We start from the raw sequence: 14,209 nt of genomic DNA, 5'->3' as shown, positions 1-14,209 counted from the left end.
TGCCCACCGAATTACGCGCCGCTCACCAGAGCTACCTGTGCGAAGTCGAGCCGTTGACAGCCGGTGAGGGCGGTCGTCTCCTGTGGGAAAGGGGTTGGGCTCTTCACAAGGGGGAATCGTGAAGCGTTTCGTGGGCGCCGGTGTGCTCTGCGCCGGTTTGGTCATGCCGTTGGTGTCCGTGCCGGCCGGCGCGGCGCCTGGGGACGTGAAAGTCAGCGACCAGACGTACGTACGGTACGACGGCGGCACCGACGCCGTCCTGGCAGGCTGCTCGACCAACAACCGGCAGCAGAACGAGCCGGCGGCCAGCGTGGCTCCCCACAACCCGTCCCTGATGTCGGCCGGATCCAACGACTACTGCACGGTTCCGGCAACCGGCGGAACCTGGGCCGGCTTCTACTACTCCGGTGACGGCGGTACCTCGTGGACCAACAGCCTGCTGCCGGGCTATCCAGGCGACACGTCAGCCGGCGGTACGGCGTCCCCGCTGCAGCAGCTCGGCGCCACCAACGCGGGAGACCCGGTACAGGCTTGGGACAACGACGGGCACCTGTACTACGCCGGCATCGCCTTCAACCGCGCCCGGCCCGCACTGGGCTCGATCTGGGTGGCGCGGTACGGCTGGCCGGCCGGCGCGAGCCCGTCGTACCAGTTCACGACACTGGTCGAACGCGGGACCCCGAGCCCGATCTTCCTCGGGCTGTTCCACGACAAGATCCAGCTCGAGGTGGACCGCGGCGCGGACAGCCCGTACGCCGGGAACGTCTACGTGTGCTGGGCCCGCTTCACCGCCAGCGGGCCGAACAACGGGGTGTTCCTGGCACGCTCGAGTGACGGCGGCCGGAGCTTCCGGAGCCAGAAGGTGTCCGAGTCGGTGCACGGCAGCCAGTTCTGCGACATCGCGGTCACCCGGAACGGTGAGGTCTACGTCGCCTGGCGGCAGTTCGAGTTCCGCCCCACCACCGGTCAGCTGCAGGGCAACGCCGTCGCGTGGGTGAAGTCGGCGGACGGCGGCAAGTCGTTCACCAAACCCGCCGTGGCGACCGGCTTCATCGGCTGGGATCCGGGCGATCAGACCGTCTCCGCACCTGCCTACGGGCAAGCGAAGTACGACGCCTGCCTGCGTGGCGACGGGACACTCGGATCCTGCGCGAGCCCCGAACCACGGGCGTTCGCCCGGGACTGCGGTGACGGACCGCTCGCCTGCCGGTCCGGGTACGTGTTCCACCGTGCCAACACCCAGGTCCGCATCACGGCCGACCCGACCACGGCGGGCGATCCGGACGAGGTGTTCGTCGCGTACGACGCCAGCGTGCCCGGCACGCAGACGTCGACGGGCACGACGTACGGCACCATCAGCGAGGGGGTCGGAAGTCAGGCGGCCGTCTACTTCCTGCGGACCACCACGGGCGGTGCCTCCTGGTCCGCGCCGGCGCGGATCGATGCGCAGGCGGTCGGGCACCAGTACTTCCCCGACATCGTGGCGGACTCCGGTGCCTTGCACGCGGTCTGGCAGGACAGCCGCTTCGACGGCGCGAGCGGTCCGGGCGGCCGTGACTTCCGCAGCGTGCCGGTCGGGAACATCGCCGTCGCGACGAACCCGCCGGGCGCGGTGTCCGCCGGTCCCGGTCTGGCCGCGTTCTACGCCACCTCGGCCGACAGTGGCGCGACGTGGACGGTCGATTTGGTGAGCACAGCGAACACGATGCCGCAGTACGAACAGTTCGGAGACCGGGATGTGCCGTTCTTCGGCGACTACAACTACATCGCCGCGTCGGGTACGACGGCCTTCATGACGTGGACCGACCACCGCGACGTGGTCGCCGGCCCGGATCCGCGCTACCCGGTCGACGGCGTCGACGGCTTCGACGTCCTGCAGTGCCGCGCCGCCAACCCGGACGGCACCTTCGGCCCCGACACCTGCCCCAACGCCGGAGGTCTGGATCAGAACATCTACGGCGCGGTCCGCTGATCAGAGGTAGGTCTGCGTGCTGGGTGGTGCGGACTCCATCCAGGCCAGGACACCCGTGAGCGCTTCCTCGGTCATCGCGAAGTGCACGGTCTTGTCCCGGAGCTCGGCGTCGACGATCACGTGCCCGGCGTACGTCACGAGGGGCTCGTTGCCCATCGGGCGGCGGGTGGTGATGCCTTCGAGCTGCCGGCGGTTGACGACCAGCTTGGGCCACCAGGCGAGGCTGAAGACGCGGAACCACTGCAGGTCGTCGCCGACGTACCGGGCCAGGCCGAGCGCCCAGCCGCGGCCGTGCTCCTTCTGCGCGAGCTGCAGGCTGCAATCAAAAGTTCCGCCGTCCCTGGACAACCAGCGACGGCGGAACGCGACAAGTGCGATGAAAAGTACGGCGGCAAGCAGACAGACCCCGACGACATCGAGGACTGTCCTCATACCTTGCCGACCTTCCCAAATGTTCGGTACTGCCCGGTGCCCGCGTACTGCCCCGGGCACCCCGGAGAACCGTACTTTTCAGTGACGATATTCGGTTGTCCGATTATGGCAGGTCGGATCAGGACGCCTGCTCGGCGGCCCGCACCCTGGCCTCGGCGAGTCGCACCTCGTCGGCGTCGGCGTCGGCCAGGCCGGCCGCCAGCGCCTGCTCGAGCTCGCGCCGAGCCTCCTCGAGGTCGATGTCGTGACCCATCTCGGCGTTCTCGGCCAGGATCGACACCCGATCGTTCGCCACCGAGATGAACCCGTCCGGCGCGGCCGCGACGAAGTACTCGTCGTCGACGGTCCGCACCTGGACGGTGCCGCCCTGCAACAGGCCCAGCAGCGGCGCGTGGCCGGGCAGGATGCCGACGTCACCGTCCGTGGTCCGGGCGATCACGATCCTGGCCTGGCCCTGCCACACGGTCCGCTCGGCCGCGACCAGCGCGACCTCGAGGTGCTTGGCAGAATCGTCGGCCATCTCAGTTTTCCTTCTGCAGCTCGGCCCACTTGCGGTCGACGTCCTCGAGCGAACCGACGTTGAAGAACGCCTGCTCGGCCACGTGGTCGTACTCGCCCTCGGTGATCTTCTTGAAGGACTCGATGGTGTCCTTCAGTGGCACGGTCGAGCCCGGGATGTTGGTGAACTTCTCCGCCATGTAGGTGTTCTGCGAGAGGAACTGCTCGATCCGGCGCGCCCGCGCGACGGTGATCTTGTCCTCTTCGGAGAGCTCGTCGACACCGAGGATGGCGATGATGTCCTGCAGCTCCTTGTTCTTCTGCAGGATCTGCTTCACCCGGACGGCCACGTCGTAGTGCTCCTGGCCGATGTACTGCGGGTCGAGGATCCGCGACGTCGAGGTCAGCGGGTCCACGGCCGGGTACAGACCACGAGCGGCGATGTCACGCGAGAGCTCGGTGGTCGCGTCCAGGTGCGCGAACGTGGTGGCCGGCGCCGGGTCGGTGTAGTCGTCGGCGGGCACGTAGATCGCCTGCATCGAGGTGATCGAGTGACCGCGGGTCGACGTGATCCGCTCCTGCAGCACGCCCATCTCGTCGGCCAGGTTCGGCTGGTAACCGACGGCGCTCGGCATCCGGCCGAGCAGCGTGGAGACCTCGGAACCGGCCTGCGTGAACCGGAAGATGTTGTCGATGAACAGCAGCACGTCCTGCTGCTTGACGTCACGGAAGTACTCCGCCATCGTCAGCGCCGACAGCGCCACCCGGAGCCGGGTGCCCGGCGGCTCGTCCATCTGGCCGAACACCAGCGCGGTGTCCTTGAAGACGCCGGCCTCTTCCATCTCGTTGATGAGGTCGTTGCCCTCACGGGTCCGCTCGCCCACGCCGGCGAACACCGACGTACCACCGAAGTTGTGGGCGATCCGGTAGATCATCTCCTGGATCAGAACGGTCTTGCCGACACCCGCACCGCCGAACAGGCCGATCTTCCCACCCTGCACGTACGGGGTGAGCAGGTCGAGGACCTTGATACCGGTCTCCAGCATCTCGGTCTTCGACTCGAGCTGGTCGAAGGCCGGCGCCTTGCGGTGGATCGGCCAGCGCTCGGTGATCTCGAACTCGGACTCGTCCTGGTTCAGGCACTTGCCGGTCACGGACCACACGCGGCCCTTGGTGACGTCACCGACCGGGACGGAGATCGCCTCGCCGGTGTCGCGCACCTCGACGCCGCGGACCAGGCCGTCGGTCGGCTTCATCGAGATCGCCCGGACGATGTTGTCGCCGACGTGCAGCGCGACCTCGAGGGTGATCGTCTGGGTGGCGTCGCCCAGGGTGATGTCCACCTCGAGCGCGTTGTAGATCTCGGGCATCGCATCCGCCGGGAACTCGACGTCGACGACCGGGCCGATCACCCGGGCGACGCGACCGACGCCGGCGGCACCAGCCTCGTTGTTCTTCTCGGTAACCGTGGCAGTCATTTCTCTCACTCGCTCCCGGCGGTCGCGTCGGCGAGCGCGCTGGCGCCACCGACGATCTCGCTGATTTCCTGGGTAATTTGCGCCTGGCGGGCCTGGTTCAGGTCCCGCGTCAGCTTCTCGATCAGGTCCTGCGCGTTGTCCGTCGCGGACTTCATCGCCCGCTGCCGGTTGGCCAGCTCGGAGGCCGCCGCCTGCAGCATGCAGTAGTGGATCCGGCTGGCGACGTACTTCGGCAGCAGCCCGTCGAGCACGTCCTCGGCGGACGGCTCGAACTCGTACAGCGGCAGCACGTCGTCCGGCGCCGGGGCCTCCTCGCCCTCGACGACCTCCAGCGGCAGCAGCCGGATGACGTCCGGGCGCTGCGTCAGCATCGACACGAACCGGGTGAAGACGATGTGGATCTCGTCCACGCCGCCCTCCTCGGTCGGGGTCAGGAAGGCCTCGATCAGCGCGTCGGCGATCTCCCGGGCCCGGGCGAAGCTCGGGTTGTCGGAGTCACCGGTCCACGACTGCGCGACCTCACGCTGCCGGAACGTGTAGTAGGCGACACCCTTGCGACCGCTCAGGTACGGGACGATCTCCTTCTCGTCCTCGCGGAGCAGCTGCTGCAGCCGCTCGCCCTCGCGGATCACGTTCGCCGAGTAGGCGCCGGCCTGGCCGCGGTCGGAGGTGATCAGCAGGACCGCGGCGCGCCGCGGGTTCTCCTTCTCGGTGGTCAGCGGGTGGTCGACGTTCGAGAACGTCGCCACCGCCGACACGGCACGGGTGAGCTCACGCGCGTACGGACCGGCCGCCGCGGCGCGTTGCTGCGCCTTGACGATCCGGGACGCCGCGATGAGCTCCATCGCGCGGGTGAGCTTCTTGATCGTCGTGACCGAAGCCTTCCGGTCGCGAAGCTCCCGCAGGTTGGCTGGCACGGTAGATCAGCCCCGCTTCTGCTTGACGATCTGCTCCTGGTCGACGTCCGCCTCGTCCAGCGCCTCGGCCTCGGCCTCGGTGCCCAGCAGGGTGCCCTCGGAGGTCTGGAACGTCGGCTTGAACGCCTGCAGCGCGTCCGTCACCGCCTGCGCCTCGTCGTCGCCGAACAGCCCGGACTCGCGGATCGCGTCGAGCACCTTGCTCTCCCGGCGCAGGTAGTCCAGGAAGTCGCGCTCGAAGCGCAGTACGTCGTTCACCGGTACGTCGTCGAAGTGGCCGCGGGTACCGGACCAGATCGAGACGATCTGCTCCTCGACCGGGTACGGCGAGTACTGCGGCTGACGGAGCAGCTGGACGAGCCGCTGGCCGCGGTCGAGCTGTCGGCGGGAGGTGGCGTCGAGGTCGGACGCGAACATCGCGAACGCCTCCATCGCGCGGAACTGCGCCAGGTCGATCTTCAGCGAACCGGACACGTTCTTCATGCCCTTGACCTGCGCGGCGCCGCCGACCCGGGAGACCGAGATACCGACGTCGATGGCCGGCCGGATGTTCGCGTTGAACAGGTCGGACTGCAGGAAGATCTGGCCGTCGGTGATCGAGATGACGTTGGTCGGGATGAACGCCGAGACGTCGTTCGCCTTGGTCTCGATGATCGGCAGCCCGGTCATCGAGCCGGCGCCGAGCTCGTCGGACAGCTTCGCGCAACGCTCGAGCAGCCGGCTGTGCAGGTAGAAGACGTCACCCGGGTACGCCTCACGGCCCGGCGGGCGGCGCAGCAGCAGCGACATCGCGCGGTACGCCTCGGCCTGCTTGGTCAGGTCGTCGAACACGATCAGGACGTGCTTGCCCTGGTACATCCAGTGCTGGCCGATCGCCGAGCCGGTGTACGGCGCGACGTACTTGAAGCCGGCCGGGTCGGACGCCGGGGAGGCGACGATGGTGGTGTACTCCATCGCGCCGGCCTCTTCGAGCGCACCGCGGACCGACGCGATCGTCGAGCCCTTCTGGCCGATCGCGACGTAGATGCAGCGGACCTGCTTCTTCGGGTCGCCGGACTCCCAGTTCGCCTTCTGGTTGATGATCGTGTCGACCGCGATCGCCGTCTTGCCGGTCTTGCGGTCGCCGATGATCAGCTCGCGCTGGCCGCGGCCGATCGGGATCATGCCGTCGATCGCCTTGATGCCGGTCTGCAGCGGCTCGCGGACCTCCTGGCGCTGCATGACGCCGGCGGCCTGGAGCTCGAGCGCGCGCTCGGCCTCGAGGTTCTGGATCTCGCCGAGGCCGTCGATCGGCTTGCCCAGCGGGTCGACCACGCGGCCGAGGTAGCCCTCGCCGACCGGCACCGACAGGATCCGGCCGGTCCGGCGGACCTGCTGGCCCTCCTCGATGCCGTCGTACTCACCGAGGATGACGACACCGATGTCGCGGACGTCCAGGTTCAGCGCGATGCCCTGGGTGCCGTTCTCGAACTCGAGCAGCTCGTTGGTCATCACCGAGGGCAGGCCCTCGACGTGGGCGATACCGTCACCCGCGTCGATGACGGTGCCCACCTCTTCGGCGGTGGTCTCGGCCGGTTGGTACTCGGTGACGAACCGATCCAGGGCGTCCCGGATCTCCTCCGGCCTGATCGTGAGCTCAGCCATTGTGTTTCCTGCTTCCTTGACCCTTGCTGGCCTGTTGTGGCTCTAAAGGCTTTCCCGACCCTTAGCGCCGCTGTATGTCGTTAAGGGGCGTTCAGCCCGCGATGCGCCGTTGCGCGTCGTCGAGCCTGGCCGCGATGGTTCCGTCGATCACTTCGTCGCCGATGTCCACCCGGACGCCGCCGACCACCTGCGGGTCGACGATGACGTTCAGCTGGATGTCCCGGCCGTACTGCCGTCCGAGCGCCGCGGCGAGCCGCTCGCGCTCGGCCTCGGTCAGGTCGGTGGCCACCCGCACGGTCGCGATGCTGGCGTTCCGCCGGGCCGCCGCGGCGACCTGGTACGCGCGCATCGACGCCGCGAAACTGCGGCCCCGACCGTCCACGGCCCGCTCGGCGAGCCGCACCGTGGTGGCGTCGGCCTTGCCCTGCAGCAGTCCGCGGAGCAGCTCCTGCCGGTGCTCGACCGGGATCACCCGGTCACCCAGCTTGTCGGCCAGGCCGCGCTCGGCGGCGACCACCCGGTCCAGCCGGAACAACTCGTCCTCGACCTCGTCCAGCTTCCGCCGGCTGTCGGCGTAGGCCACCTCGGCCTCGACGCTCAGCTGGTCCAGGGCGTCGCCCAGGTCCCGGCCGCTGACCCAGCGGCCGGACACCGCGGCGGACAGGATCTCGAGCGCCTGGGCCGAGATCTTGCCGCCGAACAACTGCCCGACCAGTCCGGTCTTGGTCTCGGCCGGCCGCGCCGGGTCGGTCAGGGCGCGCCGGAGCGCGCCGTTGCCGTCCAGCAACTTGGCGATCGAGAACAGCTCGCTGCCCAGGCCTTCGGCCGGGGCCGCACCCGCCAGGGCCTGCTCGGCCCGGGCGAGTGACTCGTTCGACGCGCCGCGCATCAGCCGTCCGTTCCGACAGCCTGACGGGCGGACTCCGACTCTTCCAGCTCGGTCAGGAACCGCTCGACGGTCCGGCGCTGCCGGGCCTCGTCCTCGAGCGACTCGCCGACGATCCGGCCGGCCAGCGTGGTCGCCATCGTGCCGACCTCGCCGCGCAGCGAGGCCACCGCCTGCGCCCGCTCGGCGTCGATCTGGGCCCGCGCGTGCGTGACGATCCGCTCGGCCTCGGCGTTCGCCTGCTCGCGCATCTCCGCGATGATCACCGCACCCTGCTCACGGGCGTCCTCGCGGATCTTCGCAGCCTCCTGCCGGGCCTCGGCCAGCTGCGCGTTGTACTTCTCCAAAGCCGCCTTCGCCTCGGCCTGGGCCTGCTTGGCCTCGTTCATCCCGCCTTCGATCGCCGCGGTCCGATCGGCGTACGCCTTCTCGAACTTCGGAACGACCACCTTGGCGAAGGCGATGGCCAGCAGGACCAGGAAGACGAAGCCGAAGATGATCTCGGCGGTGTGCGGCAGCAGCGGGCTGGGCTCCTCGCCCGCCTCGGTGAGCGGTAGCACCATCGTCAACATGTCTGAGTCCTGTCAGTCAGAGGAGTAGGTCAGCCCTGGAACACGAAGGCGAGGGCGATACCGATGATCGCCAGAACCTCGGTGACACCGAAGCCGATCCAGGCGATGGACTGCAGCTTGCTCTGGGCCTCGGGCTGACGCGCGGTGCCGTTGATGACGGCAGCGAAGATCAGACCGACGCCGACGCCCGGGCCGATCGCGGCCAGGCCGTAGCCGAGGACAGCGATGTCACCGGTCATCTCGAGAGCCAGGTTGCTCACCATTGCTGTGTTTCCTTTCGGTACGGATGCAATATCCGGGTTTCCGTTTGGTACGGGTCTTGGGGGGTGGTGCGGGTCAGTGGTCCTCGGCGATCGCGCTGCCGATGTACTGCGCGGTCAGCACGACGAAGATGTAGGCCTGGATGCACTGGACGAACAACTCCAGCCCGGCGATCGCCAGGGCCATCAGCAGGGTCAGGATGCCGACGCCGCCGAGCGCGATGCTGCCGGAGTGCAGCACCATGTACTCGCCGCCGAGCACGAACACCAGCAGCAGGATGTGGCCGGCGAACATGTTGGCGAACAACCGCAGGCTCAGCGAGACCGGACGGACCAGGATGTTCGAGATGAACTCGATCGGGATCATCAGCGGCATCAGCCAGCCCGGCACGCCGGCCGGCATCGTCTGGTGCTTGAAGTAGCCCCAGGCGCCGTGCTTCTTGATCCCGACCGCGTTGTAGATCACCCAGCTCATGACCGCGGCGACGTACGCCCAGCCGGCGTGGCTGAAGGTCGGGAACTGGATCAGCGGGATCGACGCGGCGACGTTGTTCAGCAGGATGAAGAAGAACAGGCCGCACAGGTACGGCACGTACTTCATGTGCTCGTGGCTGCCGATCGCGTCGCGGGCGATCGAGTTGCGGACGAAGTTGTAGCCGAGCTCGCCGGCGAACTGCAGCTTGCTCGGGACGATCGCGGACTTCCGCGACGCACCCCAGAAGAACCAGACGATGACTACGACGGACAGCGCGGCCACCAGCACGGGCTTGGTGAACCAGTCGACGCCGTCGATGATCGGCGGGGTCTCGAAGCTCTGTGGACCGGGCGGGATGAACTCGGTCGGAACGCCGGCAGTCACCGGGTCTCCTCTCGCGTCGTGCTCAAGTCGGACGCCTTGTAGCTAAGGGCAGGGCGGCTCAGGGCATGGCGGTCAACAACGTCAGACCCGGTAGGGATCGGACCCGAGGTCAGGACCGCGACCCGTACCGGAAGTGCAACATCAAGATGCTGAGGCCGGCACCGAGGACGATGCCCACCGGAAGCAGGAACTGGGTGCCGAAGAGGCGATCCAACCCGAACCCGATCCCCCCGTAGACGAGGAGACCGCCGATCAAGTAGGACAGGACCCGCCAGCCGTCGCCCGAATTGCGGGGTGATGGCTTCGGATCCTGATGCTCGCTCATGGGCACCCGAAACGTACCAGTTGGCAACAGCACGGGTCACATCGGCCCCGGCAATGTCCACCACAGCAAGGCATTCGTTACCGACGGTGCTCACGCCGTCACCTCTTCGTCGAGGTCGTAGATCGGCACCCGGAGCCGGGACCAGGCCCAGATCTCGCCGGCCATCCAGCCCATCACGACGACCATCGCGACGATCCCGAGCACGGTCAGGTTCACGTGCTCGGCGAGGGTGTCGGAGTTCAGCGCGAGCGCGAGCAGGCCGCCGAAGATCGCGATCCGGCCGGTGTACGACGCCATCGCGACGCCGAGCTGCGCGGTCGGCGAGGCCTTACGGGAAAGGTGCAGCGCGAACAACCCGACGCCGGAGAAGACGATCACCGTCAGCATCCCCAGCAGCGCTCCCCAGAATCCGGCGAGCCCGGCCCAGACGGCGGACACCGCGATCGCGTTCACCCCGACCACGAGCGCGGCGACGATAGCGCAACGCAGCATGGCCAACGCCGGGTGCCTGGTTGCTTGTCCGGCGACTTTCTGGCTGTGGGCCGTGGGAGCCATCTGGTGGTTCCGTCCTGCTGGCGGGCTGGTCTCGCGGCCAGCTCGTCGGGTGGGCGGGGTCAGGGGTGTCACTGTTCTTCGCTGATGCTTGTGAAAACTAGCACAAAGTCTGCAAAGTCAGCAAAACGAGCATCCCTCCCGCTGTACAGGCACACCCTATCGGTAGCCCACGCAGGCGAGTGGTCTGGTCCCCGGCTGCGCCGATCAGACCTTGGCGAGCGGTTTCCGGTGGCGGTGTGGGAGGCCGGTGGTGAGGAGGACCGCGGTGACGGCTACGGCCAGGACGACGAGGGCGGTCCACCAGGTGAGGAGGAGGCCGAGGACTACTACGCCGTACGCGATCAGGGCTGTCCAGAGGTACATGAGGAGGACGGCCCGGCGGTGGGAGTGGCCGCGTTGCATGAGGCGGTGGTGGAGGTGTTGCTTGTCGGCGGCGAACGGGGAGCGGCCTGCTTTGGTGCGGCGGATGTAGGCCATCGTCAGGTCCAGGGCGGGGATCGCGAGGATGGCGATTGGCAGGACCAACGGAAGCAGGGCGGGCAGCAGGCTGGAGCCGCCGACCTCGTACGGGACGGCGTTCGGGTCCATCTGGCCGGTGAGGCTGATCGTCGACGCGGCGAGCATCAGGCCGATCAGCAGGGCGCCGGAGTCGCCCATGAAAACCCTTGCGGGGAAGAAGTTGTGCGGCAGGAAGCCGAGGCAGGCGCCGGCCAGGGCGACCGTGATCAGGGTCGAGGTGGTGGCGCGGTCGAGGTTCTCGTGGACGTTCAGCAGGTACGAGTAGATGAAGAACGCGGTGGCGCCGATCGCGGTGACGCCGGCGGCGAGACCGTCCAGGCCGTCGACGAAGTTCACCGCGTTGCAGGAGACGAGCAGGATGCCGGCGGTGAGTACGGCGAGTTGGGCGGGCGACGGTGAGATCACGCCGCCGGGGAGCGGGAGCCAGTACAACTGGATGCCTTGGACAACGAGTACGCCGACCGCGAGGACCTCGCCGGCGAGTTTGGTGATCGCGTCGAGCTCGTACAGGTCGTCGACCACGCCGACGGCGCAGATCACCACGCCGCCGACCAGGATCGCGCGGGCGTCGTGCGCGACCTGGAGGCTGTTGCCGAGGAACGGGAGGCTGGAGGCCACCGCGAAACCGGCGATCAGCCCGCCGAGGATCGAGAGGCCGCCGAAGTACGGGATCGGGACCTTGTGCACGTCCCGGGCCCGCACCTTCGCCACCGCGCCGTACCGCAACGCGATCTGCCGGGCCACGCCGGTCAGCAGAAAGGTCGTGGCCATCGCCACGAACAGGACCAGCAGGTACTCGCGCACTAGTCCGCAGGCCTCACATCGGAATCGGTCTTCTTCTCGTCCCCCTTGGACGCCTCAACCACCCCAACAGTTCGCGAATCCCCACCCTCCGCCTCCCCCGAATCCGCCTTCGGCTCATCCACCTTCGGCTCGTCCGTCGCCGGCTCGCTCACATCAGGCTTCGGCTGCTCTACAGCCTGCGGCTCATCCGCCTTCGGCTCGTCCGCCTTGGGCTGGTTCGCCGCGGACTCGGTCGCGTCCGCTTCTGCCTGCTCAGCCGGCTGCGGCGCAGGCGTCCCGGAGTCCACCTCAGTCGCCTTCGGCTCATCCACCTGCGGGTCGCCCGCCGAAGCAGCCCCGGACGTGGCGGCCTCGGCCGCCTCCCGCGCCTTTTCGTCCGCATTCGGCTCGGTCGCCGTGGACCCGTCCGTGTCCGTCGTTGGGTGGTCGGCCGTGTGCGGCGTATCTGTCGCCGCAGCGACTGCGGTAGCCGCGGGCAGGGCCGTCTCGGCTGCTTCTTGCGCCGTCTTCGGCTCGTCGTCCTTGGGCTCGTCCGCCTTGGGCTCGGCTGCGGTCGGGGCGGGGGGTTCGGTGTCGGTGGTTACCTCGGGGACGACTTTGCGGAGTTCGTCGAGGGTTACGGCTCCTTCGCGGAGTACGCGGGGGATTTCGCCGGTGATGTCGACGATGGTGGACGGCTGGCCGACGGTGGCCTCGCCGCCGTCTAGGTAGACGGCTACCGACTCGCCCAGTTGTTCCTCGGCGTCGTAGACGTCCAGGGCCGCGGGCTTGCCGGAGCGGTTGGCTGAGCTGACGGCCAGTGGGCCGGTGCGGGACAGGAGTTCCCGGGTGTTCTCGTGGTCGGGGACGCGGAGGGCGACGGTCCCCTGGGTCTCGCCGAGGTCCCACATCAGCGACGTCTGCGCGTGACAGATCAGCGTCAGCGGGCCGGGCCAGAACTCCTCGGCGAGCTTGCGCCCGTTGTCCGGTACGTCGGTGGCGAGCGCGTCCAGCGACTCCACCACCGAGATCAGCACCGGCGGCGGCATGTCGCGGCCGCGGCCCTTGGCGTCCATCAGCCGCTGGACGGCGTCGGACTTGAAGGCGTCCGCGGCGAGGCCGTAGACCGTGTCGGTCGGCATCACGACCAGGTCGCCGGCCTCGATGGCGTCCACCGCCGCGCGGTACGCCGGTGCCAGTTCGTCCCCGGTGAAGTCGAAGCGCTCACTCACGGAGTGAATCGTGCCACTCGCGCGGGCCCCGGCTCCAACCGGGTCGTTGCTGACAAACGATTGTCAACTTCCGCGACGCCCACCACCCGCAATCTCTAGGATCCCGGACATGACTGTCTTGAATGGTCGCGACTCCGTCGCGACGGGTCATGGGGCTGGAACTCCCGGCCTTCCCTCGTCGTTCCAGTCGCTTCGCTCCCTCCACTCCTCAGTCCAGGCCGGGAGGCCCCATGACCGTGTCCCGTGAGTTCCTCGCCGGATTGCCGAAGGCCGAGTTGCATGTCCACCATGTCGGGTCCGCGTCGCCGCGGATCGTCGCCGAGCTCGCCGCGCGGCATCCCAACTCGCCGGTGCCGGCCGATCCGGCCGCGCTGACGGAGTACTTCAAGTTCAGCGACTTCGCGCACTTCATCGACATCTACCTGTCCGTCGTCGAGCTGATCAGGACGCCCGAGGACGTCCGGCTGCTCACCTACGAGATCGCCCGCGAGATGGCCGGCCAGCAGAACCTGCGGTACGCCGAGCTGACCGTGACGCCGTACACCTCGGTGATCCGCGGGATCGCGCCGGAGGCGTTCTGCGAGGCGATCGAGGACGCCCGGGTCGCGGCCGAGAAGGAGTTCGGCCTGGTGCTGCGCTGGATCTTCGACATCTCCGGCGAGGCGGGCCTGCCGGCCGCGGACGAGACCCTGCGGATCGCGACGAAGATCCGCCCGGAGGGCCTGGTCGGCTTCGGCCTCGGCGGCCCGGAGATCGGCGTACCGCGGCCGCAGTTCCAGCCGCACTTCGAGGCGGCGGTCGCGGCCGGCCTGCGCAGCGTCCCGCACGCCGGCGAGACCACCGGCCCGGAGACGATCTGGGACGCGATCCGGGTGCTGAAGGCCGAGCGGATCGGCCACGGTACGTCGGCCACCCAGGACCCGGCCCTGGTCGAGTACCTCGGCGAGCATCGGATCCCGCTGGAGGTCAGCCCGACGTCGAACATCGCCACCCGCGCGGTCGCGTCGTACGACGTCCACCCGCTGCGCGCGATGGTCGACGCCGGCCTGGTGGTGACGATCAACTCCGACGACCCGCCGATGTTCGGCACCGATCTCACCAACGAGTACGCCGTCGCGGCCCGGCTGCTGGACCTGGACGAGGCCGGTGTCGGCGAACTGGCGAAGACGGCCGTCCGGGTGTCGTTCGCCGAGGACTCGGTGAAGTCGGCGTTGCTGTCCGAGATCGACAGTTACCTGGCGCGACCCGTGCCGTAACCGGTGGCGGATGTGGTTGGC

Annotated in this window: 15 protein-coding genes; 2 read left to right on the top strand and 13 right to left on the bottom strand. The window is 68.5% G+C overall.

The window, feature by feature from the left end; translation table 11 throughout:
* Positions 1-118 precede the first annotated feature (118 nt).
* Positions 119-1,972: a sialidase family protein gene (locus tag ABN611_RS23375; RefSeq protein WP_350274354.1), complete on the top strand. Its 1,854-nt coding sequence runs from the start codon at positions 119-121 to the stop codon at positions 1,970-1,972.
* On the opposite strand, the gene ABN611_RS23370 is transcribed toward ABN611_RS23375, so the two are convergent.
* The 13 genes from ABN611_RS23370 to ABN611_RS23310 form a co-directional block, all read right to left on the bottom strand.
* A complete protein-coding gene (locus ABN611_RS23370) occupies positions 1,973-2,404 on the bottom strand; it encodes a DUF2550 domain-containing protein (RefSeq protein ID WP_350274353.1) in 432 nt (143 codons plus the stop codon).
* A gap of 118 nt (positions 2,405-2,522) precedes the next feature.
* Positions 2,523-2,924 carry a F0F1 ATP synthase subunit epsilon gene (locus ABN611_RS23365; protein ID WP_350274352.1) on the bottom strand — a complete coding sequence of 134 codons (402 nt, stop codon included), beginning with the start codon at positions 2,922-2,924 and terminating at the stop codon, positions 2,523-2,525.
* 1 nt (position 2,925) lies between these two features.
* On the bottom strand, positions 2,926-4,380 hold the full coding sequence (gene atpD, locus ABN611_RS23360; protein WP_350274351.1) for a F0F1 ATP synthase subunit beta: 1,455 nt from the start codon (positions 4,378-4,380) through the stop codon (positions 2,926-2,928).
* Positions 4,381-4,385: 5 nt separating this feature from the next.
* The gene (locus tag ABN611_RS23355; RefSeq protein ID WP_350274350.1) at positions 4,386-5,297 is read right to left on the bottom strand and encodes a F0F1 ATP synthase subunit gamma; all 912 of its coding nucleotides are present in this window, start codon (positions 5,295-5,297) and stop codon (positions 4,386-4,388) included.
* A 6-nt stretch (positions 5,298-5,303) separates the two neighbouring features.
* Complete coding sequence (atpA, locus tag ABN611_RS23350; RefSeq protein ID WP_350274349.1) at positions 5,304-6,941, bottom strand: F0F1 ATP synthase subunit alpha; 1,638 nt, start codon at positions 6,939-6,941, stop codon at positions 5,304-5,306.
* 91 nt (positions 6,942-7,032) lie between these two features.
* Entirely contained in the window at positions 7,033-7,830 is a 798-nt protein-coding gene (locus ABN611_RS23345) for a F0F1 ATP synthase subunit delta (protein WP_350274348.1), read from the bottom strand.
* The gene (locus ABN611_RS23340; protein ID WP_350274347.1) at positions 7,830-8,399 is read right to left on the bottom strand and encodes a F0F1 ATP synthase subunit B; all 570 of its coding nucleotides are present in this window, start codon (positions 8,397-8,399) and stop codon (positions 7,830-7,832) included. Before ABN611_RS23340 ends, ABN611_RS23345 begins: the two co-directional genes overlap by 1 nt.
* Positions 8,400-8,428: 29 nt before the next feature.
* Positions 8,429-8,662, bottom strand: a complete 234-nt coding sequence (gene atpE / locus ABN611_RS23335; RefSeq protein WP_350274346.1) for an ATP synthase F0 subunit C — start codon at positions 8,660-8,662, stop codon at positions 8,429-8,431.
* Between the two features lie 73 nt (positions 8,663-8,735).
* A complete protein-coding gene (gene atpB / locus ABN611_RS23330) occupies positions 8,736-9,518 on the bottom strand; it encodes a F0F1 ATP synthase subunit A (protein WP_350274345.1) in 783 nt (260 codons plus the stop codon).
* 109 nt (positions 9,519-9,627) lie between these two features.
* On the bottom strand, positions 9,628-9,843 hold the full coding sequence (locus ABN611_RS23325; RefSeq protein ID WP_350274344.1) for a hypothetical protein: 216 nt from the start codon (positions 9,841-9,843) through the stop codon (positions 9,628-9,630).
* A gap of 90 nt (positions 9,844-9,933) precedes the next feature.
* Complete coding sequence (locus ABN611_RS23320; protein ID WP_350274343.1) at positions 9,934-10,335, bottom strand: hypothetical protein; 402 nt, start codon at positions 10,333-10,335, stop codon at positions 9,934-9,936.
* A gap of 267 nt (positions 10,336-10,602) precedes the next feature.
* On the bottom strand, positions 10,603-11,721 hold the full coding sequence (locus ABN611_RS23315; protein WP_350274342.1) for an MraY family glycosyltransferase: 1,119 nt from the start codon (positions 11,719-11,721) through the stop codon (positions 10,603-10,605).
* Complete coding sequence (locus ABN611_RS23310) at positions 11,721-12,932, bottom strand: L-threonylcarbamoyladenylate synthase (RefSeq protein WP_350274341.1); 1,212 nt, start codon at positions 12,930-12,932, stop codon at positions 11,721-11,723. Before ABN611_RS23310 ends, ABN611_RS23315 begins: the two co-directional genes overlap by 1 nt.
* 230 nt (positions 12,933-13,162) lie before the next feature.
* Here ABN611_RS23310 and ABN611_RS23305 point away from each other — a divergent pair, with 230 nt between their 5' ends.
* Positions 13,163-14,188, top strand: a complete 1,026-nt coding sequence (locus ABN611_RS23305; RefSeq protein WP_350274340.1) for an adenosine deaminase — start codon at positions 13,163-13,165, stop codon at positions 14,186-14,188.
* Positions 14,189-14,209: the final 21 nt, after the last annotated feature.

It is taken from the genome of Kribbella sp. HUAS MG21 (assembly GCF_040254265.1).
In the GTDB taxonomy this organism is placed as follows: domain Bacteria; phylum Actinomycetota; class Actinomycetes; order Propionibacteriales; family Kribbellaceae; genus Kribbella.
The sequence above is the reverse complement of the archived record's forward strand: the minus strand, read 5'-3'. Positions and strand labels throughout refer to the sequence as shown.

Bases quoted from the DNA above. Each gene is read 5' to 3' on its own strand.
- ABN611_RS23340 (WP_350274347.1), bottom strand. From the start codon at position 8,399: ATGTTGACGATGGTGCTACCGCTCACCGAGGCGGGCGAGGAGCCCAGC.
- ABN611_RS23305 (WP_350274340.1), top strand. From the start codon at position 13,163: ATGACCGTGTCCCGTGAGTTCCTCGCCGGATTGCCGAAGGCCGAGTTG.
- atpE (WP_350274346.1), bottom strand. From the start codon at position 8,662: ATGGTGAGCAACCTGGCTCTCGAGATGACCGGTGACATCGCTGTCCTC.
- ABN611_RS23345 (WP_350274348.1), bottom strand. From the start codon at position 7,830: ATGCGCGGCGCGTCGAACGAGTCACTCGCCCGGGCCGAGCAGGCCCTG.
- ABN611_RS23320 (WP_350274343.1), bottom strand. From the start codon at position 10,335: ATGCTGCGTTGCGCTATCGTCGCCGCGCTCGTGGTCGGGGTGAACGCG.
- atpD (WP_350274351.1), bottom strand. From the start codon at position 4,380: ATGACTGCCACGGTTACCGAGAAGAACAACGAGGCTGGTGCCGCCGGC.
- atpA (WP_350274349.1), bottom strand. From the start codon at position 6,941: ATGGCTGAGCTCACGATCAGGCCGGAGGAGATCCGGGACGCCCTGGAT.
- ABN611_RS23365 (WP_350274352.1), bottom strand. From the start codon at position 2,924: ATGGCCGACGATTCTGCCAAGCACCTCGAGGTCGCGCTGGTCGCGGCC.
- ABN611_RS23370 (WP_350274353.1), bottom strand. From the start codon at position 2,404: ATGAGGACAGTCCTCGATGTCGTCGGGGTCTGTCTGCTTGCCGCCGTA.
- ABN611_RS23325 (WP_350274344.1), bottom strand. From the start codon at position 9,843: ATGAGCGAGCATCAGGATCCGAAGCCATCACCCCGCAATTCGGGCGAC.